This window comes from Ruegeria sp. G7, assembly GCF_056535465.1.
In genome coordinates this window covers 48807-70069 of sequence record NZ_JBQFIL010000002.1, presented here as the reverse complement: position 1 = coordinate 70069, position 21263 = coordinate 48807, and the positions used below count along the sequence as shown (strand labels likewise).

Here is a 21263-nt window from a genome sequence, read left to right as displayed (position 1 = left end):
TTACCCGCGCAGCGCTGCCCGGATTTCCCGTTCCAAAGCGTCCAGAAACCGGGACCGGTCGGCCTTGCCAAAGGGTTTGCCGCCACCCCCTGCGCCCAACGGGTTCGCAGCACGCAGATCAGCCATCAGATCGCGCATCGCCAGCTGCTGACCGATATTGGCTGCGGTAAACGCCTCGCCATTGGGGCGCAGCACACGCGCGTCAGCCTCGACACATTTGGCGGCCAGCGGGATGTCCGAGGTCACGATCACATCCCCCGGCCCGCAGCGCTCGGCGATCCACTTATCTGCTTCGTCAGCGCCCTCGGACACGATGACAACCTGTACCAGAGGGTTGGCCGACGGCCGCAACCCTCCGTTCGAGACCACGACCATCGGGACCCTATGGCGCGTCGCCACCCGTTCAGCCTCGGCCTTTACCGGGCAAGCGTCGCCATCGATATAGAGCGTTGTCACGCCTCTTTGGCCTGTTTCGCGGGTTTGGCCTTGGCCGCCGCTTTGCGCACCTTGAATTCGTCGGGGATGGGCATCCGGTTGAACGCATCCAGACCCGCAATTTTATAGGCCTCGGCCAGCGTCGGATAGTTGAACGTGTTCTGCACAAAATAGTCCACGGTGCCCTTCAGGTTTAGAACCGCCTGTGCAATGTGGATCAACTCGGTCGCGCCTTCGCCCACAATCTGTACACCCAGAACCCGCCGGGTCTTGAGCGAAAACAGCATCTTGAGCATCCCATGCTCCAACCCCATGATATGCCCGCGCGAAGTTTCGCGGAACCGCGCCACACCAACTTCGTAAGGAATACCACGTTCCTGCAGCTCTTCCTCGGACATACCGCAGGTCGAGATTTCGGGAACCGAATAGATGCCATAGGGATACCACGGGCTTTCCGGCAGCGTTGGTGTTTCCAGCGCATGACAGGCCGCGACCCGCCCCTGCTGCAAGGAGGTCGAAGCCAGCGAAGGATGCCCGATCACATCGCCCGTTGCATAGATATGCGGCACCGAGGTCTGATAGGTTTTCCGGTCCACGCTGATGCGGTTGCGGTGATCGGTCTCGATCCCCACCGCGTCCAGATTCAGGGCCGAGGTCGCACCCATGCGTCCGGCAGCGAACAGCAGCATCTCGGCGCGCACATGACGGCCGTTGTCCAATGTGACCTCGACATGGGCCCCGGCATCCTCGATTTTCTCAACCGCAGATCCCAGACGCAGATCAACGCCGTTTTCCCTGATCTGATGGGTGAAATCGTGGATCAGCGTCTTGTCGATGAAATCCAGAAACGTCTCACGCGGTTCGATCAGCGTCACCCGCACGTCCAGCGCCGAAAACATTGTAGCGTACTCAACCCCGATCACACCGGCGCCAATAACGCAGAGCGAGCGGGGGATTTCCTCCATCTCAAGGAAATCGTCACCATCCACCACGGTCTTCCCGTTAAAAGGCACATAATCGGGTCGATAAGTCTTGGTGCCTGTCGCAATCAGGAACTTGGCCGCCGTCAGCCGCGTTGTTTCGCCCGCGTCTGTGGCCACTTCGATCTCATGAGGACCGGTAAAGCGCGCCAGCCCGTTCAGGGTTTCAACGTGATTGCGGTTAAATTGATGCTCCAACACATCGACCTCGTGATCGAGCGTCATGTGCAGACGCGCTTTCAGGTCCTCCGCCCGGATCTGGTCCTTCACGCGGTAAGAGCGCCCATAAAAGCTGCGTTCACGCCAGCCCGACAGGTTCAACACCGTCTCGCGCAGGGTTTTTGAGGGAATCGTGCCCGTATGCACCGAGACGCCGCCCAAACGGTCCTTGCGGTCGATCACCAATACCCGGCGCTGCAGCTTGCCCGCCTGAATGGCCGCTGACCGGCCCGACGGCCCGGAGCCCACGATGATCAGGTCATAGTCAAATTTGCTCATGCCTCAGTCTCCGTACAGCGCCTCGGCGTGGAATGTGACGTGATCCTCCATGAAGGTGGATACGAAATAATATGAATGATCATAGCCGGGCTGAAGGCGATAGGTGGCCTGCTGACGACGTTCGGCAATCGCCTGCGCCAGAGCCTCTGGGCGTAGCAGGTCCATGAACTGATCATCCGCACCAGTGTCGATCAGGATCGGGCCGTCAAAACCGGTGCTGCGCATCATGATCGAGGCATCATGCTTGGCCCATGCCGCCTCATCATCACCCAGATAGGCGCTGAGCTGCTTGCGCCCCCAATCTGCACCCGTCGGGTTCGAGATCGGAGCAAAGGCCGATACCGACCGGAACCGTCCCGGCAGGTTCATCGCCAGCGTCAATGCACCGTGACCGCCCATCGAATGACCTGTGATGGCCTGACGGTCGGGGTCAATCGCGAAGGTCTCGGTCAGCAACGCGGGAAGCTCATCGGCGATATAGTCCCACATATTGAAATGGGGTGCCCAAGGGGTCTGGGTGGCATTGACGTAGAACCCTGCGCCCTGACCCAGATCGTAATCCTCGTGATCGGCAACGCCTTCACCCCGTGGAGAGGTATCAGGGAACACCAGCGCAATGCCCTGTTCCGCGGCCCAACCCTGCGCGCCTGCCTTGGTCATCGCGTTTTCATGCGTACAGGTCAGCCCCGAAAGATACCACAGCACAGGAACCGGCCCATCCTTGGCCTCGGCCGGAAGAAACAGACCAAATGTCATGTCGCATTTGCAGGCCGAGGAGGCATGGCGATACACGCCCTGCACACCACCGAAACAGGCGTTTTCCGAAAGGGTTTCCATCAGGTTGTTTCCTCGCGTTATGTCTGCGCCATGGCTAACGGTCCAAGGCGCTGGCGTAAAGTCCGGGTGCCTCCGGCGGGAGTATTTTTCGAAAAGGTGAAGATCAGAAGGTGCTGATCCAGCCGATCACGAACGGCACGGTCACAATGCTGGCAAGTGTGGACAAAAGGATCGCTGCCGAGGCCCGCTGCGGCGCTACACCGTAATGCGCGGCCAGCATATAGACATTTCCGGCAACCGGCAGCGACGCCGCCGCGATCGCCACCATCGCCGGAAACGGTGCGATGGGAATCAACCAGATGAGCATGATCGCTACAAAGAGGGGATGAAGACCCAGTTTGCAAAAACTCAACCACCCTGCAATGTGTATCCGCTCGGCGGATTTGTCGGCCAGCGAGGCGCCAATCGCAAACAAGGCGCCCGGCGTGGCCGCACCGCCCAGAATGGTCAGAAAGTCGTTCAATGGCGCAGGCATAGGCACGCGGAGCGCCGACCAGATCAATCCGGCCGAGATCGAGAGGATCATAGGGTTTTTAAGAAGACCGCGACCGATCAGGCGGATGGTGCCAAGGCTTATCCGCCCCTCTCGGCCCCCGTTGATCAGGATCACGATCAGCGAGGAGAAGACCACGAGATCGACTGTCAGCACCAGCATTACCGGGCCAATTGCCGCCTCGGAGAATAGAAGCGCCAGCATCGGCAGGCCCAGAAACCCGACGTTTCCGATAGCCGCACATTGCGCTTCGACCGCCGCAGTGGGAATGTCCAATCCCCTCAGATAGGCTACCAACGTAGCCAGCGCATAGACCCCCATAGTACCCAAAAGATAACCGATGACGAGGCGTCCATCGAAGATCTCGGCAAAGGGCAGGGTGGCCGCAAAGCGAAACAGCATCGCCGACAGGGCAAAGAAGAAAACGAATTTCGTCAGATATGCGGTCGCTTCTGCGGGAAAGAACCGACTGCGACCCGCCCAAAAGCCCAGGCCGATAATCGCAAAGAAGGGAAGGGTACGCAGGAAAATCTCGACCATGCGGAAGTGGTAGCATGGTTTTCTTCTGTCGCAAGGGCGCTTGACCGGCGAGCCGAGTGATCCGTGATAAAACCGCTATCCCCGCGAAAAACATTGAAACTGAACCGACCGGTTTATACTGTTGCAGAATAACCAAATCAGGAGCCACCATGACCCAAGCCGCCACCATCCTGCGCACCGGCCGGAAATTCGACCAAGTTTTGCGCGGGGCCCGAGAGGTGTTCATGGCGGACGGGTTCGAAGGTGCAAGCGTTGATGACATCGCGCGCGCGGCAGGCGTGTCCAAGGCGACGCTATACAGCTATTTCCCTGACAAACGGCTTTTGTTCACCGAAGTGGTGCAGACCGAATGCCGTCTGATGTCCGAGCGGGTCATCGCAATGATCGACGAGACCAAACCGGCGCGTGAAGTGTTGCTCATCGCTGCGACGCAACTGACAGCGTTTCTCGTCTCGGAATTTGCGCAGCAGGTGTTCCGCATCTGCGTTGCGGAACGCGACAGGTTTCCCGATCTCGGCAATGCCTTTTACGAGGCTGGACCGCAGAATGGTCAACGCAAGATGGCCGAGTATCTGACCAAGGCCGTCACCAAAGGTGAGTTGGCGATCGAAGACGTCAATATCGCGGCCGAGCAATTCTCGGAGCTGTGTAAAGTGCGCCTTTGGGGCAAGGCCGCCTTTGGTATTCAAAACAGTTTTGCGCAGAGCGAAATCGATGAGGTCGCCCTGCAGGCAGTCGACATGTTTATGGCGCGCTACGGCGTCTGACAGTGGAAATTCGTGGTGCGGGTGGAGGGACTTGAACCCCCACGCCTTGCGGCGCCAGAACCTAAATCTGGTGCGTCTACCAATTTCGCCACACCCGCAATCCGGTGACACAGCACCGCAATGACGCGCTCAATAGCAAAGCTTTTGGGGGAGGGCGAGAGGTAAAATCCGTCCGGCTCAAAGATTGTGAGACCGCGCGAGGAATGCCGGCGGAGTCGACGGCCTTCGCACAAACCACATCATCATCGCGGCACTTGTGAACACAGGATATCTGTCAGCGTCGCGAAATCTCGCTTGGCAGCTTTGTAGCGCAACACCGTCTGCCTGAAAGGAGCACCATTAAATCCTCAGACGCCACATGACAGGATTTCGGTTTCCGAAACCGCAACAGAACGCCCTTTTGGCGCGATATTGATTACTATCTTAGGTAGAATACCATAATTCTGGCGAAACGAGTTGATCATCGAACCGTTTAACGCCCAGTCGCCATCTCCACATCGCCGCGCTCAAGTGCTTACCCAATTGCGCTGCAGACAGATAAAATTATTCTAGATATAACAATATGTTAAGATTATTTCCGATTACGCGTCAAAACCATACTTCGATCCGGATTTCCAGCTTGAATGACCCACCCGCGTGTTCGCATTTGTTGAAATGACCGCAAAATACCCGCATTGGTTGAGGCATTTCCGTGGGCTTGGATCATATTTACGCCACATTTCAAACGCCAAAAAATCTTATTCGCGTCAAAATAACACCGCGGTGATCATGATTGATGAGACGCAGGAGTTAATGAGTCTTTTTTGCCATCTGGCATCGTACGAGTTTCTGCTCAACTCCAGTACAAGGGTCTCTGTCGTGACCAACCAGATCAATACCGCTGCCTCCGAGCAAGACGTCGTCGGTCTTGCACGCGAAAGTTTCATTGGTGAGCTGAAAACCCTGAACCGCCAGCATCCTGGCACGGGATTCGGGATCGCTCTGCGCACTCACTCAGGCAATCGCTACCTGTTGGCCAATGCCCGCATGCCGTTGCCTGCCCACAAATCACAAGACTTCCCGACCGGACGCCGTGTTGCGTGCCTGGAAAACGGCGAAGGCTTTCGCTCGATCGAAATTCTGGCTGATTCTCTGGCTTATGAGTCCATCTCGCCTCGGACCGAGGCTGCAATCCTCGGCAATGCGCTGGATCTGATCGCGCGTATCGACACGCTGGCTAGCCTGCCTGACGGGGCAGGGGACCAGATCGCCGCAACTGGCACCGGAGGCTGATAATGGCGCGCAATGACCACCTTCTGTCTGTAGGAAACGAGGCCCTGTCAGAGATGACAGAGGCAATGACCTCGTTGACGACGCAGATCGACCAATTGACAGAGGTGGCGGATGCGCGCTCCTCAGCACGGCTGGCAACGCTGAAAACAAAGATGGAGAACTTCACCGCCAGTGTCACGCTGGTGGGGCAGGTGAAAGCCGGGAAATCCTCGATCGTGAATATACTGGCGGGGCGGCCCAATCTGCTTCCTTCGGATGTGAACCCGTGGACATCCGTGGTGACCACGCTGAACATCAATACCCGGACCGAGGGCGACACCCGGTCGAAATTCACCTTCTTCGAACAGGAAGAATGGGACAATCTGATGGTCGGTGGCGGCCGTCTGGGCGAGCTTGCCAATCGCGCCGGCGCCGATGACGAGATGGATGATATCCGCCGCCAGATCGGGGAAATGAAGGCCAAGTCCGAGGATCGCCTGGGCAAACATTTCGACCTGATTCTGGGGCAGAGCCACCAGTATGACTATTTCGACGACGAGCTGATCCAGCGTTATGTTTGCCTTGGCGATGAAGATGACCCGGATATCAATCCCAAGACGGGCCGTTTTGCCGACGTCACGAAATCAGCCGAGCTGTTCATGGATATTCCGCAGTATCCGATTTCGCTGAAACTCTGCGATACGCCCGGTGTGAACGATACCTTCATGGTGCGTGAGCAGATCACACTGCGCAGTCTGCGCGGGTCCGAGGTCTGTGTGGTGGTGTTGGCCGCAAGTCAGGCACTGACCACGATGGATATGGCGCTCATGCGGATCATTGCGCAGTTCGAGAACCGGCAGATCATCCTGTTCGTCAACCGCATTGACGAGCTGTCCGATCCGGTCACGCAGGTTCCCGAAATCCGTGACCGTATTCAGGACACGCTGAAACAGAACAACATCGACACTAACACCAGCATCGTTTTCGGCAGCGCACTATGGGCCGAGGCCGCGTTGACCGGCAATCCCGATATCCTGACCGAGGAATCGCGCGACGCGCTGAACACCTTCTATCTGGCCGCAGGTTTCGGCGATCAGGCGGCGTCGCTGGACAAGATCTGGGCGCTATCGGGGCTGCCGGATTTGTTGCTGGCGATGAACGAACGCATTGCCGAGGGGGCAGGGACCCGACTGCTGGACCGTGTGCGCCACAGGGCGCGCAACATCGCCAGCCAGATCAGGGCGACCGCCGTGGCCAAAACGCTGTCGAACACGGATGGTATTGTGCGCGATCTGGATGGTGTTTCGCCGGAAGAGGCGATCGCGACGGTGTCGGCTGAGTATGAAAAGAAGGTTTCGGACCTGACAACCAAGCTGCGCGACAAGGTGCTGGAACGGCTGGCTTCGGCCGAGACCAACTTTGTCAAACGCGCCACGGATTCGCTGATCGCGCATTTGGAACAGAATGGCGAGCAGGGCACATGGCAATACGACCCTGCAGGCCTGCGCACATTGCAGAAGGCGGCTTACTTCAGCTTTGCCCGTGCAATGCGCAAAGATGCCAGTGCGCTCTATTCCGCTGCGGCAGCAGATGTCGAGGCACTATATCAGAAGCTGCTAGGCAACCATCTGGGCGAGTTCAACATCGAAGCCCCGATTGTGCCGCGCGTCCCACCACCGCTGGGTATCGGCCGCACCATAGCGCTGGATCTGCAAAGCACTTGGTGGCGCCGGTGGTGGCAAAAACGCAAGGGGTTTGAAGCCTATGCCGCAGACTACACTCGTCTGATTGCGTCCGAGGCGAATTCAATCACCAAGGATATCGAGGAAAACCAGATCGCAGCCGTTCTGGAAAACGTCCGCGCCGTCCTGAGTGACTTCATGACTGAGCAGAAAGACACACTGCTCAGCATCTCGCAATCGCCGGAAAGGGCGGCAGCGCAAGTGGCCGAGCAGAAGCCGCAAAAGTCGCGTGACGATATATTGGGCGACATCCTGAAAGACCTTAGTAACGAAGCAGCATAAGAAGAGTTATGGTAAAAGATTCAACAACCCGCTTCGTCTCTCCCAAAGCCTGGAACCGCATCGAGCAGTGGTCCCGCCGCAAACCCGTGTTTGCGCTTATGGGAGAATTCAGTGCAGGTAAATCGACACTGATGAACTTTCTTCTGCGTAAGCAGGCCCTGCCGACGCAGGTCACTGCCACGCAATTGCCGCCGATCTGGTTTAGCTGGGGCAACCGGCCTGCTTACATAAAGCGCCACGATGGCAGCACGCAGACGATCGAGCTGGATCAGCTTGAACAGGTCGGCGTCAACGATGCGCAGTTCGTGCGGATTTTCCTTGAGGCTGACATTCTTGAGGCCGTCGATCTGATCGATACGCCCGGCATCTCGGACCCGAAGATCTCGACCGATGTGTGGCAACGCGCCGTTGGTCAGGCCAATGGCGTTCTGTGGTGCACACATTCGACGCAAGCCTGGCGCGAGACCGAGCGTGCCACCTGGGTATCGCTGCCTGAACGTCTGCAGCACAAATCGTTGCTGCTGGTCACCCGCGCAGATGCCCTGAATCAGAAAGACCGCCAGAAGGTGCTGCGCCGCGTCAACCGCGAGGCCGGGCATCTGTTTAACCGCACCATCCTGTTTTCCGCCCGCGATGCCATTCTGGCGCGGGACAAAACCGGCGATGCCGAGCTTTGGGCGCGCAGCGGTGGCGGCAAGATGGTCGACAGTTTTCTTGAGATCACCGAACAGATCATGGACAGCCGTGCCGACATGCTGGCGCGCTATCAGATCGACAAAACCCTGTCAGATGCGTCGAAAGTGGCACCGATGCGCCCCGCCCAAACTGACGAAGACACGCCGCTGAAACTGGTCGATCCGGTCGAGACATCCTCTGAGACTGGCGATGTGGTCACCAACTTCCCAGTGCGCCCGGCCCGCGTGGAACGCCGGACAGATGAGACCGAGCGGCCCCGGATCGATGCCGGTGAAGCCGAACGGTTGCGCGCCGAAATGGAAGCCGAGGCGGAACCCGCCGACGAAGACCTGCGCGCCCTTTTCGCCGATAAGGAAGAGGAATTGCTGGACCTCAACCTGCTGGCGAACCCGGTCACCGATGTGGACGAATTCGACTTTATGGACGATGACGAGGAGGATGAAGACGAGGCAGAGCTGATCGTTCTTGGCCCGGAATCCGAAGCATCCGACGCTGTGGCGCAGGAAGATGAGACTGCGCAAGCAACCCACGAAGACACGCGACCCTCGGGTATCGAATCCTCGGTCTCGTCGATCACCGCGCTGCTGTCTGAACAATCCAAAGCCGAAGCCGAGGATTATGAGCCGGAACCGGAATCGAACGCTCTGGCCCCCGTTCAGGTGGTTTCGATGAACGCGGATGAGGACATCGAGGATGCACCGGAGGCGTCCGAACCACTCAGTGCGTTCGCGATGTGGAATGAAATCGTTGCAACCGAGTCCTTGCCCGACGATGCAAAGGGTCTGCAAAGCGCATTTGCCGCCTTCCTGACCGAGTTTGACGAGATCGCACGCGAACACAGTGCCCGCATTGACAAAGAGATGCCGCGCGCGGTTCCCGAACCCGGCACCACTGGCGGAGCGGAATGGCATGCTGTTTGACCTGCAGATGAGGGCGATTTGCACAGGCAGGCGACGTCATGTCGATTGACGCTGCTCTGTCCTCGGCCATCGAGACCATACCCGACTGCGTAGCAGCCGGGTATCTTGATATGGAGACCGGGATGCTGTTGGGCACCCACGCATCGGACTCTGACATTGCGGATGCGCTGGATCATCTGGCGCTGGCCGTAGCGAACCTGTTTCAGGGGCGCGGCGTCAAAGGGTTCGAGGATCTTTTGCGCGCCGCGCAGATTGACGACACGGAACACCCTGGATTTGGGGAAATCGCGGTGTTTTCCAATGATCGTCTGCACATCTTCCTCAGGACCCGGGAATATCCTGATCACGTGGTGTGCTATATCTGCCGCGACAGCGCAAATGTCGGGCTTGCGTTAACGAAATCACATCTCAGCCTTGGGCCGGTGGCGGCGGCGGTTTAGACGGGACCAGAGGGGGTCACGGCATGATGGACAGTGAAATTCTTGAGATGCTCGAAGATATCGGGCGCTCATCGGTGGCCAGGCTGTCTCCAGCCACCTACCTTGCGGGCGACAGTGCTCAGTTGCGCCGGGGTCAGGTGCTGGACACGATCCGGGGCACCATTCTGCCGCGGCGGCTAGAATTCACCGCCGCAGATGGCGCGGTATTGGCGATTGAGGTCAACAGTTCCCGCATCACCGATGTGTTCCGCTGCGCCACGGGGCCGGTGCCGGATTTCGAGACCGAAGCCCGCGAAGACCTGACCGAGCAGCTGGCGCGGCTGGTAACGGAAATCGCAACCGCCGCGGGACCGCTTGAACTCGTCTCGCTGCGCCCCGATGCGGCGCTTGAGGCCGATGATGTCGGCATCACCTATTCCGAAATAAAAGCCGCTTGTGCCCGGATCGACCTACCGGATGAACCGCTTATGTCGATCGTGCCGGACGCTGAACCGGAGACCGAGGCCGAGCCAGCGAGCAATGCCAGCATTGCCACCCAGTTCTACGCGGGTTCTGATCGGTTCGCTCTGGGGCGTGTACTGATGGGCTCTGACCAAGACACCGTATTTGACGGCCTCTGCGCCCCGGATCAGCCCGCCCATCCCGGTCCCGAGCTGTTGGCCCGTTTCGCCCGCGATCTGGCAGGTTGGCAGACCGATGGGGCCGACGCCCTGTCGTCGCCTCAGCTGATCGTCATGCGACCTTCGGGGGGTCAGGGAGCGGGACTTGCCGTTGTTACCGATGGCCAACAAACCGCCGCCGCGCTCCATGACGCTCGCAAACTGGGGGCTGTCGTCAACCTGTGGAAGTCCTTGAAACCCGCCGTCGAATGACCGCGATCCCGCCCAATAGTGTCCATTTTGTAAAACTAAATCTAAAATACGAGTTACCAGGGTAAATCTTATGAGTGAACTGAACCGCCGCGAGCTTATTCGCATCGCAGAAGACATGAACGAGATGAGCAACGACGAAACCCGTCAGTTCATCTCGCGGATTGTCGACGACCTGTCGAACCTGAAGCCCTCGATCGCCTTTGTCGGGCAGATCAAGGCCGGGAAATCGCGCCTGATCAATGGCTTCACTGGTCAGGCAGAGTATCTGCCCTCGGACGTAAACCCCTGGACCACCGTCATCACCGACATGCATTTCGGGCACCCCTCGGGCCGCACCTCGGGCGCCGAGTTCCATTTCTTTGACAACCGCCAATGGCAGGCGCTGATCGCCGAGGGCGAAGAGTTGCGCAACATGTTCCCTGATGAAGAGGACAGCTATAAGCGCGAGATGATCGAGGAACAGGTCGAGGCGATGAAAACCCGCGCCAAACTGCGTTTGGGTGAAAGCTATAAGCACCTGCTGGGCCAGCATCACGATCTGGATGAGCTGACGACGGACGATCTGGCGCGCTATGTCTGCGCCGGGGATGATCCCACCGAAGAAGGTCAGCACGATCCCGGTTCAGACCGGGGTCTGTACAGCGATATCACCCGCAAGGCCGAGGTCTATTTTGACATCGGCCATTTTCCGTATCCGATCACCGTCACCGACACGCCCGGCGTCAATGACCCGCTGCTGATCCGCGAAGAGATCTCGCGCCAGTACCTCAAGGAATCCGATTTCTTCGTGGTTGTCCTGTCAGCGCATCAGGCCCTGTCGCGAGCGGACCTGAAGCTGTTCCGTCTGATGCAGGCGCTGGAGCTGGGGCAGATCGTGGTTTTCATCAACCGCGTGGACGAGTTGGGCGGCGGGGCCGAAGATGCCTCGAAGGTGCGTGCTGATGTGATGGACGGGCTGGAACAGGCCCTTGGCAATGCGGATATCGATGTGCTGATGGGCAGTGCCCAATGGGCGCATTACGCCCTGACCGGGGACGAAACCGGCATCGATCACGACGAGATTCTGGCCTGGCTGCGCGCCCATCCCGAACAGATGCAGCAATACCTGTCCGGCGTCGAAGAGATCAAGCAAGGCCCCGGCCCGATCAGCCGTGAAGGCGTGTTGCGCTTTGCTGCGATGATCGCCTCGGGTCTGCCCGATCTGCGCCGTCACGTCACCAAGGCGCTGACCGAGGGTCCAAGGCACGAGCAATTGCATATGGCATGGCAGCACCTCAACAGCTTTGCGCAGGGTGAGCTTGAGCGCAGCACCGCCCATTTGCGGGCGATCGAAGCGCAGGTTGAACCAGACGCCGCAGATGCCGATGAAAACAATCAAACACTGGCTGAGCTGCGCGCGCTGGTCGCCGACAAGACCGAGGCGATCACCAAAGATATGGACGACGTACTGGCCAACTTGCGCGGCGTGATGGACGACACGGTGTCCGAAGCGGTGTCGATCGTGGTACGCGGCCCGGACGGGCAATCGCCGCTGCTGGCCAAGAACGGCGATACCGAGCTGAATTTTACCCCCCTGCGCGAACGGATGCGCGAACTGGTGCAGGGCGCAACTCAAGTCGTGCGCCAGCGCATGCTGAGCGAGCTTTACGCCATCGACATGCAAAGCAACGCCGCCCTCCGCGCCCTGCCCGGCTGGCAAGAACCGGTGGATAACCGCATGAACACAAGCGCGGTGCGCTGGTTCCGCCCCGACACGACCGCCCTGACCCGTGGCATCACGGTTGAGCTGCGCGTCACTTGGTTGTCGCGTCTGATCTCGCGCCGCAGTGTTCTGAACCGGGCCGAGCGGATGATCGTGCAGGAATTTGAGATGATCGGCGATGATCTGGTGGACACTGCCCGCAGTGATCTGACAGAACGGTTGCAAACCGTTTTGGATCACTATCTGGCGCTACTGGCCGGGCATCTGGAACATCGAACCGGTGGCGGCACCAATGCCCGCGCCGAAGCGCAGCGCGCAGTGGATCAGGCGCGCCGCATCACGGATGAGCTGGGGTCGGTGCAGGGTACCGCATCGGCAGATACGCGACAGGCAGAGGCTGCAGAATGATTGAATTCCCCGGAACCGAGCAGGAAGTGCGCCAGCTGGAGCGCTTTTTGACCGTCACCGAAAAGCAACCCGCATCAGCGGACTTGGACGAGATGCGCGCCCGCGCTCTGGCCCATGCCGAGCGGTTGTCGAACGCGGTGTCAATCGGGTTCGCCGGGGAGTTCGGCGCGGGCAAATCCAGCCTCGCCAACATGCTGGCGGGCGCTGATATCCTGCCCACCGGCCCACAGCACCTAAAGCTGCCTCTGGTCATCGTGGCTTATGCCGATGCGCCCGAAACCACCGTCGGCTGGTGGGACAAGGAACCCAAGGTCTATTCCGGCATCGCGCTTGAAAAAGCGGCGGCCGACAATCCCGATTTTATCTCGGTCGGGCTGAACACCCCTGCCCTGCAGGAAATCTCGTTGTTTGACCTGCCCGGCGCAGGGTCTCTCGACGAGTCATATGAGCAGACGTTGAACTTGCTGGAATATGTCGACTGCGCGATTTGGTGCACCAATGGCACCAATGCCTGGCGCGAGACCGAGCGGCATCTGTGGTCGAAAGTCCCGCAAAAGCTGCGTGACAACAGCCTGCTGGCCGTCACCCATGCCGACCTGCCGCCAGTGCGTGACGCCCTGGATCGGGTTCTTGGTCGCCTGAATAAGGAAAAAGAGGGCCTGTTCCGCGCGGTCGTGCCCATCGGAACGCCCGTGGCCGTACGCGCCATGGAACAGGAACCTGAGCCTGATTTTGAACTCTGGGAAAGCTGTGGCGGTCAGACCCTGGCCGAGCAGGTGCTTCAGATCGCCTCAGACCATCGCCAGCACGACCTGGAAGCCGCGCGCAAGGACCTGGCGCAGGAGTTTCTGCCTTATCTGGAAGAATTGGGCGGTGACGCAACCGACACCTCGAATACGGACAGTCAGGCAGTTCACACCAGTCTGGAATCCGCCCTGCCCCCGCTGGATAACCCGATCCTCGAAGACTGGCTTGCGGCGATTGCCAGCATTTATGACGACCTCCGCGAAAGCTCGGAGATCGAACCAGCCGCATTCCTGCAAAGCTGTCAGGAGATCGTCGAGGATTTCGCCGAACGGCTCGAGTCAGGTCAGGAGATTGACCCCGACGCCGACTGGATTCCGGCAGAATTCGAGAAGGCCACAGACTTGCTGTTGCTGCTTCAGTTCGAAAGCGGCGATGCGCCTCTGAAGGACGCCATCAGCATCCTCGCACAACTCAGCGACAACCTCGCCTGGGCCGGAAGCACGGTCGCGTCAGCTCCGCCCAGAACGGGCACCTGAGCCTTACCCGCTAAAATTGAGCCGCAATGCAGCGATTCGAGGCGGCAAGAATCACGCCGCCATTGTTTCGAATCCGTGGACCAACTGGCGAATTCGGCAGGATAGACTCCAAGATTTTCGCCATAAGTTTACAATATGTTGTGCCGCAATCAAATATCGGCACTATATCGTCTATTTGCGATTCTTTGATCCTTAGTGAAGCCATCAGGCGGCCCCAATAAAGTCAAATTTGAAACGTCTAACCGTCTCAAGTGTCCTGCGGTTGTGTTTGGTTGTGAGTTCGCGGGCTGAAGCCCCAGTTATCTATGCCGCAAAACGTATGAAATGGGCGGGAAGATATGAGCCACAACCAGGCTGTCGGCGCAACGCACGACGAACCTCAGATCGAAGGACTGCAACCCGGCGCGAAGCTGCTGCGCGGTCAGTATGAAATCCTCCGTTTTCTCAGCAATGGCGGTTTCGGAATCACCTATCTGGCCAAGGACAGCCTCGACCGAGAAGTTGTGATCAAGGAATGCTATCCGGGTGCCCTGTGCCGGCGCAGCGGTGATGTCGTCGAACCGGCCAACCCCGATCACAAGGATGACTTGCGCGCAATTATCGACCTGTTCATTCAGGAAGCCCGCAACCATGCGCGGCTGGTCCACCCCAATATCGTCGACGTGCATCAGGTGTTCGAGGATAACAACACCGCCTATATCGCGATGGACCTGATCCGGGGTTGTGACCTGCTGGATTATGTCGAAAACCCGGACAACAAAAGTGGCCCGGATTTCATCATTCAGGTCACCGAAAAGATGCTCTCGGCGGTTTCGTTCATCCACCAGAGCGGCATGCTCCACCGTGATATCTCGCCGGATAACATCCTGATCGATGAAAATGGCGAACCGGTCCTGATTGATTTTGGCGCTGCACGCGAACAGGCCGCACACAAGTCGGCCGCGTTGTTGACTCTGCGTGTGATCAAGGACGGCTATTCGCCTCATGAATTCTACGTGCGCGGCGCGGAACAAGGGCCCAGCAGCGACCTCTACGTGCTGGCCGCCACGCTATATCACGCGATCAGTGGTGAACGCCCGATTGACGGTCAGACCCGTCTGAACGCGTTCAACAACGGGCAGGACGATCCGTATGAGCCCTTGACCGGGCGTTTCAAAGGCTACCCGGACGGGTTCCTTGAGGCGATCGACAAAGCGATGGAGGTGCACGCCACCGACCGCCTGCAATCGGCGCTGGACTGGCTGCGCATGTTCCGCGGCCCCGGCGTGATGTTCGACTCCTTCGCATATCGCCCTGTGTCGGTCATCGTCGGCATGGATCGGCAGGACGAAAAGGCCGAGAAAGAGCGCATCAAAGCCGAGAGCGAAAACGCCGAGGCCGTCGTGACCGCCCTGCTGGCCGGAAACTCGGATCTGGTACTGGGCAACGAGGATAAATCCGAGGACGAGTTGGCCAAGTTCGCCCCTCAAGAACAAGAAGTTGCAGCCGTCGATACGGTCGTGAAAAGCGGGTCGGGCGGCAGCGGCAAGATGATTGCGGGGGCAGCGGTGGTGGTCGCCGCATTGGCCGCCGGAGGGTATTTCGTTATGTCGGGCGATCAGTCGACGCCCGAGGCAACGCAGGTTGCGGCAGAGGTTCCTGAACCTGTCGCAACCGAGCCGGAACCGGTCGAGCAGACCGCCGAAGCCATAACAGAGCCGCAACAGGCCGAACCTGCTTTGGCACCGGAATCAGCGCAAGATCAACCTGTCGAGCAGGCACAAACCGCGCTGGACGAGCCCGCTGTGGCCGAAGCCCCGGTGGAAGAAACGCCGCCCGCGACCCAGGATACCGTCGCGGTTGAGGCAGCGCCTGTCGAAACTGCTCAGGCCCCGACCACACCCGTGGATCTGGCTCCCGATCAGGTAGCCTTTGGCCATTGGGATGTCGAAATTCCGTTCACCATGTCCAAGCGCCGCAGCTCCACCGGCAACGTCATCGCCATCAATGGCGTCGAAGCGGGCCAGGATATGGCGGTGATCGGAGAGTGGGTGCAGCGCGGCGCGACGATCTTCACGCTGAACGGTGAACCCATTCAGGCAAACGCCTCGCTTGCAGCGCAGGTCCTGAATGATTTCACGGTCGATCCTGATGGATACATCCGCGTCGCAGCGCGTTATCGCCCGCTGGGCCAGACCCGGGCGCAGAACGGCCTGCTGGCCCTGCCCGCATACCGCATGTTCGGCCTGCAAAACGGATATGGTTTCGACGTCCGCCATTCAGGGGATGCCGGATGGCAAACCGTGGTGACTCAGGTTCCACAAGACGCCGCAGGCGGCCTGCAGCGCGGCGATGTGCTGCTGCGCGAGGCGCTGACCGGAATTGCCGTGGACGAGCCGGAAAGCCTCGATGGCATCCTGGCGCAGCTTGTGTCGGACAACGAGCCACAGGCGCGCCTGAGCGTGATGCGCAACGGTGGAGAAAGCACGGCGGTTATGCCGTTGGCGCAGGAGTAATTCAGACCGGTTATTTGTGAAATTCGCCAGCGTGTGTGTGCTGAGGGTGACGGCAACAACCTCACCCCGTCGGGAACCGGCCCGTCGCGACATTACCAGTATCTTCGTTTCCCTTTCATCAGTGCCTTTGCGCGCGTTGCGCAATGGTTTGTAGCAGCCCCGCGGGATGATCCCCGTGCCAGAATTCAAAAAGGTGTCGACACCATGTTCAAATATAAAAGCCCTCTGAGCCGGCTTCTCGAAGGTGCCGGCAAACCGAAAGAAGAAGAAACCGCCGACGTCGAGGCGGTGCAGGAAGAAAAGCCTGAACCGATCGCGGATTTCAACGCCCTGCGCGCCGCACTTGGTGGCGGCAACATGGCCTCTGAAAGCTATGAGGACACCGATGAGCTGATCCCCGAAGAGGCGATGACTGAGTTTGCCGAGGAGCAAGCAGCTGAAACTGCCGAAGTAGAAGAAGAGATCGCCACCGAGACCGTCGCAGAAGAGGAAGATGACCAGATCGTCACCCTTCACCTCAGCCCCGAGGACGCGGTTGAAGATGTCGAGGAAAACAACATACTGGCCGCGGTGGCCGAAGAGGCAGCAGCGCCCGAGCCGGAAACCATCGACGAAGCACCGGCTGAGCCGGAAGTTGTTGCAGAGCCTGCACCAGAGCCGACCCCTGAACCGGTTGACGAACAGCCCGAACCGACGCCGGTGGCCGAAGCGCCTGCTCCAACCCCTGCGCCTGCCCCCGTAGAAGACCGTCGTTCGCGTGTGAAAACAACATTTCTGGGCTTTGAACGCGCCGATACGCATGTTCAGGAACTGATCGAAACCGCCGAACCGGTCGCCAAGACCGAGGCCGCACAGCAGACCTTCCCGGTCGGCTGGCTTGTTGTCACCTCCGGTCCCGGTCGTGGCGCGAGCATCACCCTGACCGAAGGGTTAATGCAGATCGGTCGCAACGACGATCAGGCCATCCAGCTTGATTTCGGCGATACCGGTATCTCGCGCAGCAACCATGCTGTGATCGCCTATGACCCCGAAGACCGGAAATGCTATCTGGGTCATGGCGGCAAGGCGAACCTTGTGCGTCTGAACGGCAAGCCGGTGCTCAGCACCATTGCCCTGTCCAGCGGCGACCTGATCCGCATCAGCGAGACTTCAATCCGCTTTACCGCCTTCTGCGACGATGGCTTTGACTGGCGGGATGCCGATTGATGCTGGCGACCCCTGCATATGACATCGCCCTGATCCTGGACCAGGGTCAGCGCGAGACGCAGGAAGACGCGATTGCCGCGCGGGTCTTTGACTCGGCCAATGCCGGCTATGTCGTGATCGCCGATGGCATGGGAGGGCATGACGCGGGCGAAGTCGCATCCGAGCTTGTGATCGCCGCCTGGCAAGAGGCGCTGGACACGCAGCTTGAAGACGCCAACGTGACGAAGGGTGCTCTGCTCGACGCCCTGCCCATGGCAGCCATGCAGGCAAATGCCCAGGTGGCCAGCCATGGCGAAACCTCCGGGGTCCGGCTGGGGTCCACCCTGCTGGGCACCCTGCTGATCGATCAGAACCTGTTCTGGATTTCGATCGGCGACAGCCCCCTCTACCTGTTCCGCGATGGAACCCTGAGCCAGATGAACGAGGACCACTCGATGGCCCCGATGATTGACGCTCAGATGTCGCAAGGCCTGCTGAGCGAGGCCGAGGCGCAAGCTCATCCGGATCGCAACCAGCTGACCTCGGTCATCATGGGGGCGGCCATTCCCAAGGTGGATTGCCCCGAAGAGCCTTTGGCGCTCACCCCGGCAGACGTAGTGATCCTCGGCAGCGACGGGCTGCAATATCTCAGCAATCCTGAGATCGAGGGCCTGCTGCAGGCGCATGTTCACGCGCCCGCCCGCGACATTGCGGATGCGCTGCTGCAGGCGCTGCACGCCAAGGCGGACCCGGATCAGGACAATATTTCAATCGCCGTGATCAAACCGGCGCAGACATAAACAAGGCAGAGAAACAGGACAACATGAGAACCCATCTGATCATATCCAGCCTGGCTCTTGCGGCCGCAACAGGGGCGGCGTCAGCGCAAGAGGCGTGTTCGACCTATGAGATCCAGCGCGGCGACAGCCTGCGCGAACTGGCAATCCAAGTCTACGCGACCGAGGATTACCGGTTCATCTATGACGCCAACCGCGATGTCATCGGCTCGAACCCCAACATCATCCGGGTCGGTGACGTTCTGACCTTCCCGTGTCTGGAAGACATCGGCCGCGCACCAGAACTGCCCGATACCGAAGCGGGCCGCATGGCGGCTGAAATGGCCTCGGAACTGGTCAAAGCTGCGGAAGAACGTGCTGCAAAAGCCATCGCCGAGGCCGAAGCCCGCGTGGCCGCCGCTGAAGCCGAGGCCAAGAAAGCCAGCGAAGACGCTGTGATCGCGGCCAAGGCCGAAGCCAAGAAAGAGATCGAAGCCGCCCGCGCCGAAGGTGCGGCCCTGATCCGCAACGCCGATGGCGGCGCGCAGCCCGAGATTCGCGATCGCCAATTGCTGCTGATCACCGGCGGCAACTATGCCCCCTTCACGGACGAGGCGCTGCCGAACCGGGGTCTCTACACCGATCTGGTCGAGACCGCGATGCTGCGGGCCGCGCCCGAGCAGCCATACAAGATTCAGTTCGTCAATGACTGGTCCTCGCATCTGGATCTGTTGATGCCAACGCTGGCCTTTGATGCGACTTTTCCTTGGTCCCGCCCGAACTGTGAAGAGGCCGAGGCCCTGTCGGAAAGCGACCGCAACCGCTGCGAAACCTATAACTTCTCGAACCCGTTTTACGAAGTCGTCGATACGTTCTTCGCGAAAGATGGCTCCGGCTATGAAGAAACTCTGACCTACGCGGATTTTGCGGATACCACGATCTGCCGCCCCGAAGGCTGGTCCTTGTCGCACATGGATGCGGTGGGCCTGTATGAGCCCGCAATCACCCTGATGCGCCCGGTGTCGCCTGACGACTGCTTCCACGCCGTCATGGATGGCAGCGCCGATATCGTCGCCATCGAGGCCCATCTGGCGGTCGAGGCCATCAGCCGTCTGGGTTACGAGCATCAGATCATCGAAAACCCCAACCTGGCGGCAATTAAGTCGCTTAACGTCATGACCCACAAAGATAATCCGGATGGGGAAGCGATCCTTGAGACGCTCAACCAGGGTCTGACGATCATGCAGCAATCCGGCGAATGGCGCGACATCGTGTCGACCGCCCTGCGCTATCAAATGGAAAATGGCTAAGGCCCCAATTGGCCTGACAAAACAAAAGTCTGGAGGACGAGGACATGATGAACAAGACACTTAAGAAGGCACTGCTCTCAGCATCGGCCGTGACGACCCTGAGCGCAGGTGCCGCCGCTGCGCAAGAGGCCTGCACCAACTACACCGTTCAGGACGGAGACACGATGGCAACCATCGCTATCGCAGCCTACGGTACGTCGAACTATCAGCCCATCTTCAACGCGAACCGCAACGCAATCACCAACCCGGGCGCGCTAGAGCCCGGTCTGGTTCTGGCCTTGCCCTGTGAGGATGGCAGTCTGCCAAACGGCCGCAGCGCTCAGGAAGTGATCGCAGCCGAAGAACAACGTGCGGCCAGCGTAAAACGCTCGAACGTCTATGCTCCGCCGATCAAGATGGTCGCGGGCAACGGCTGGGAACCCTTCACCACAGAAGCGCTGAGCGGTGGCGGTATCATGACCCGTCTTGCAACAACCAGCTTGCAGCGCGCGGGCAACAGCCGCGACTATTCGGTTAGCTTTGTGGATGACTGGAGCTCGCATCTGGACACCCTTCTGCCGCTTGGTGCGTTTGACATTTCGATCGCATGGACGATCCCGGATTGCACCAACCGCTCGTATGAGTGGTCGGCAGAAACCGAAGCACGCTGCACGCAGTTTGTTGCGTCCGTTCCGGTCTACGACGTTGTGGGGGGCTTCTTCACCCTGCCCGAAAGCGAATATGCCGGTGCCACTGATTTCTCGGACTTTGAGGGCTCGACCATCTGCCGCATGGCAGGCTGGAGCATGGTTGTTCTGGAAGAAGTTGGCCTGAACCACACAAATACCTCGGTCGTGCAGCCGAACTCGGCCCGCGAATGCCTCGATGCGGTTCTGACCGGTACCGCAGATGTGGCCGCATTCGAAGTCGAACTCTTCGCCTCGACCATGAAGGATATGGGTCTGACGTCGAGCGACATCGTCGAGAACCCTTATGTCTCGACCCTGTCCTCGATGAGCTTCCTTGCGCACCGCACCAACCCCTTCGCGCGCGAGTACATCGCCATGATGAACAAGGGCCTGGTCGAGATGCGGGAATCCGGTGAGTGGTACGCGATCATCTCGGACACGCTGCGCGAACAGAACGAAAAGCTGAACGCAGCATCCAACTGATCCCTCGGTCGAAAAGACCATTTTTTGGGGGCCGGTCCAAGGACCGGCCCCTTTTTTATGCCCGCTGGTTTTATGCAGCGTTGGCGAACGCCGTGGTTCGAATCGCGAGGTATTTGCCAAATTGTATGAACATAAGTGTTTCAAATACTGTATCTAGCGCATAAAAGCGGCCTTCATACGGGAATCCCCCAATGTTCAGC

The 21263-nt window shown here is 59.3% G+C and carries 17 protein-coding genes and 1 tRNA gene; 13 read left to right on the top strand and 5 right to left on the bottom strand.

Annotated features, from left to right (window positions below):
• The 4 genes from ACR3EN_RS17115 to ACR3EN_RS17100 form a co-directional block, all read right to left on the bottom strand.
• Positions 1–456 (bottom strand): YaiI/YqxD family protein, encoded by a 456-nt coding sequence (locus tag ACR3EN_RS17115; RefSeq protein WP_480820917.1) that lies wholly within the window; start codon positions 454–456, stop codon positions 1–3.
• Positions 453–1913: a Si-specific NAD(P)(+) transhydrogenase gene (sthA, locus tag ACR3EN_RS17110; protein WP_480820919.1), complete on the bottom strand. Its 1461-nt coding sequence runs from the start codon at positions 1911–1913 to the stop codon at positions 453–455. The genes ACR3EN_RS17115 and sthA overlap by 4 nt, the downstream gene beginning before the upstream one ends.
• Before the next feature lie 3 nt (positions 1914–1916).
• Positions 1917–2750 carry an S-formylglutathione hydrolase gene (gene fghA / locus ACR3EN_RS17105; protein ID WP_480820921.1) on the bottom strand — a complete coding sequence of 278 codons (834 nt, stop codon included), beginning with the start codon at positions 2748–2750 and terminating at the stop codon, positions 1917–1919.
• Positions 2751–2853: 103 nt separating this feature from the next.
• Positions 2854–3783 carry an AEC family transporter gene (locus ACR3EN_RS17100; protein WP_480820923.1) on the bottom strand — a complete coding sequence of 310 codons (930 nt, stop codon included), beginning with the start codon at positions 3781–3783 and terminating at the stop codon, positions 2854–2856.
• A 149-nt stretch (positions 3784–3932) separates the two neighbouring features.
• On the opposite strand from ACR3EN_RS17100, the gene ACR3EN_RS17095 reads away from it, so the two are divergent.
• Positions 3933–4550 carry a TetR/AcrR family transcriptional regulator gene (locus tag ACR3EN_RS17095; protein WP_480820925.1) on the top strand — a complete coding sequence of 206 codons (618 nt, stop codon included), beginning with the start codon at positions 3933–3935 and terminating at the stop codon, positions 4548–4550.
• Positions 4551–4563: 13 nt separating this feature from the next.
• On the opposite strand, the gene ACR3EN_RS17090 is transcribed toward ACR3EN_RS17095, so the two are convergent.
• Positions 4564–4648 (bottom strand) — tRNA-Leu (locus ACR3EN_RS17090).
• Between the two features lie 538 nt (positions 4649–5186).
• Here ACR3EN_RS17090 and ACR3EN_RS17085 point away from each other — a divergent pair.
• The 12 genes from ACR3EN_RS17085 (at position 5187) to ACR3EN_RS17030 (ending at position 21063) form a co-directional block, all read left to right on the top strand.
• Complete coding sequence (locus ACR3EN_RS17085) at positions 5187–5822, top strand: hypothetical protein (protein WP_480820927.1); 636 nt, start codon at positions 5187–5189, stop codon at positions 5820–5822.
• A 2-nt stretch (positions 5823–5824) separates the two neighbouring features.
• Entirely contained in the window at positions 5825–7825 is a 2001-nt protein-coding gene (locus ACR3EN_RS17080; protein ID WP_480870381.1) for a dynamin family protein, read from the top strand.
• Between the two features lie 8 nt (positions 7826–7833).
• Complete coding sequence (locus ACR3EN_RS17075) at positions 7834–9441, top strand: dynamin family protein (protein ID WP_480820931.1); 1608 nt, start codon at positions 7834–7836, stop codon at positions 9439–9441.
• 38 nt (positions 9442–9479) lie between these two features.
• Positions 9480–9881 (top strand): hypothetical protein, encoded by a 402-nt coding sequence (locus ACR3EN_RS17070; protein WP_480820933.1) that lies wholly within the window; start codon positions 9480–9482, stop codon positions 9879–9881.
• Between the two features lie 23 nt (positions 9882–9904).
• Positions 9905–10753: a hypothetical protein gene (locus ACR3EN_RS17065; RefSeq protein ID WP_480870377.1), complete on the top strand. Its 849-nt coding sequence runs from the start codon at positions 9905–9907 to the stop codon at positions 10751–10753.
• A gap of 70 nt (positions 10754–10823) precedes the next feature.
• On the top strand, positions 10824–12863 hold the full coding sequence (locus tag ACR3EN_RS17060; protein ID WP_480820937.1) for a dynamin family protein: 2040 nt from the start codon (positions 10824–10826) through the stop codon (positions 12861–12863).
• Positions 12860–14146 carry a dynamin family protein gene (locus tag ACR3EN_RS17055; protein ID WP_480820939.1) on the top strand — a complete coding sequence of 429 codons (1287 nt, stop codon included), beginning with the start codon at positions 12860–12862 and terminating at the stop codon, positions 14144–14146. Before ACR3EN_RS17060 ends, ACR3EN_RS17055 begins: the two co-directional genes overlap by 4 nt.
• Before the next feature lie 338 nt (positions 14147–14484).
• Complete coding sequence (locus ACR3EN_RS17050; protein ID WP_480870374.1) at positions 14485–16641, top strand: serine/threonine protein kinase; 2157 nt, start codon at positions 14485–14487, stop codon at positions 16639–16641.
• A gap of 204 nt (positions 16642–16845) precedes the next feature.
• Positions 16846–17847 carry an FHA domain-containing protein gene (locus tag ACR3EN_RS17045; RefSeq protein ID WP_480870371.1) on the top strand — a complete coding sequence of 334 codons (1002 nt, stop codon included), beginning with the start codon at positions 16846–16848 and terminating at the stop codon, positions 17845–17847.
• Positions 17847–18626, top strand: coding sequence for a PP2C family protein-serine/threonine phosphatase (locus ACR3EN_RS17040; protein WP_480870368.1), 780 nt, complete (start codon positions 17847–17849; stop codon positions 18624–18626). Before ACR3EN_RS17045 ends, ACR3EN_RS17040 begins: the two co-directional genes overlap by 1 nt.
• Before the next feature lie 23 nt (positions 18627–18649).
• Positions 18650–19912 (top strand): substrate-binding periplasmic protein, encoded by a 1263-nt coding sequence (locus tag ACR3EN_RS17035; RefSeq protein ID WP_480820947.1) that lies wholly within the window; start codon positions 18650–18652, stop codon positions 19910–19912.
• A 47-nt stretch (positions 19913–19959) separates the two neighbouring features.
• Positions 19960–21063, top strand: a complete 1104-nt coding sequence (locus ACR3EN_RS17030; RefSeq protein ID WP_480843212.1) for a peptidoglycan-binding protein LysM — start codon at positions 19960–19962, stop codon at positions 21061–21063.
• The last annotated feature ends 200 nt before the right edge of the window (positions 21064–21263 follow it).

Excerpts from the sequence above, each read along its gene's own strand:
- ACR3EN_RS17065 (WP_480870377.1), top strand. The coding sequence starts at position 9,905 with ATGATGGACAGTGAAATTCTTGAGATGCTCGAAGATATCGGGCGCTCA.
- fghA (WP_480820921.1), bottom strand. The coding sequence starts at position 2,750 with ATGGAAACCCTTTCGGAAAACGCCTGTTTCGGTGGTGTGCAGGGCGTG.
- ACR3EN_RS17070 (WP_480820933.1), top strand. The coding sequence starts at position 9,480 with ATGTCGATTGACGCTGCTCTGTCCTCGGCCATCGAGACCATACCCGAC.
- ACR3EN_RS17055 (WP_480820939.1), top strand. The coding sequence starts at position 12,860 with ATGATTGAATTCCCCGGAACCGAGCAGGAAGTGCGCCAGCTGGAGCGC.
- ACR3EN_RS17080 (WP_480870381.1), top strand. The coding sequence starts at position 5,825 with ATGGCGCGCAATGACCACCTTCTGTCTGTAGGAAACGAGGCCCTGTCA.
- ACR3EN_RS17075 (WP_480820931.1), top strand. The coding sequence starts at position 7,834 with ATGGTAAAAGATTCAACAACCCGCTTCGTCTCTCCCAAAGCCTGGAAC.
- ACR3EN_RS17030 (WP_480843212.1), top strand. The coding sequence starts at position 19,960 with ATGAACAAGACACTTAAGAAGGCACTGCTCTCAGCATCGGCCGTGACG.
- ACR3EN_RS17050 (WP_480870374.1), top strand. The coding sequence starts at position 14,485 with ATGAGCCACAACCAGGCTGTCGGCGCAACGCACGACGAACCTCAGATC.
- ACR3EN_RS17060 (WP_480820937.1), top strand. The coding sequence starts at position 10,824 with ATGAGTGAACTGAACCGCCGCGAGCTTATTCGCATCGCAGAAGACATG.
- sthA (WP_480820919.1), bottom strand. The coding sequence starts at position 1,913 with ATGAGCAAATTTGACTATGACCTGATCATCGTGGGCTCCGGGCCGTCG.
- ACR3EN_RS17035 (WP_480820947.1), top strand. The coding sequence starts at position 18,650 with ATGAGAACCCATCTGATCATATCCAGCCTGGCTCTTGCGGCCGCAACA.
- ACR3EN_RS17095 (WP_480820925.1), top strand. The coding sequence starts at position 3,933 with ATGACCCAAGCCGCCACCATCCTGCGCACCGGCCGGAAATTCGACCAA.
- ACR3EN_RS17040 (WP_480870368.1), top strand. The coding sequence starts at position 17,847 with ATGCTGGCGACCCCTGCATATGACATCGCCCTGATCCTGGACCAGGGT.
- ACR3EN_RS17045 (WP_480870371.1), top strand. The coding sequence starts at position 16,846 with ATGTTCAAATATAAAAGCCCTCTGAGCCGGCTTCTCGAAGGTGCCGGC.
- ACR3EN_RS17100 (WP_480820923.1), bottom strand. The coding sequence starts at position 3,783 with ATGGTCGAGATTTTCCTGCGTACCCTTCCCTTCTTTGCGATTATCGGC.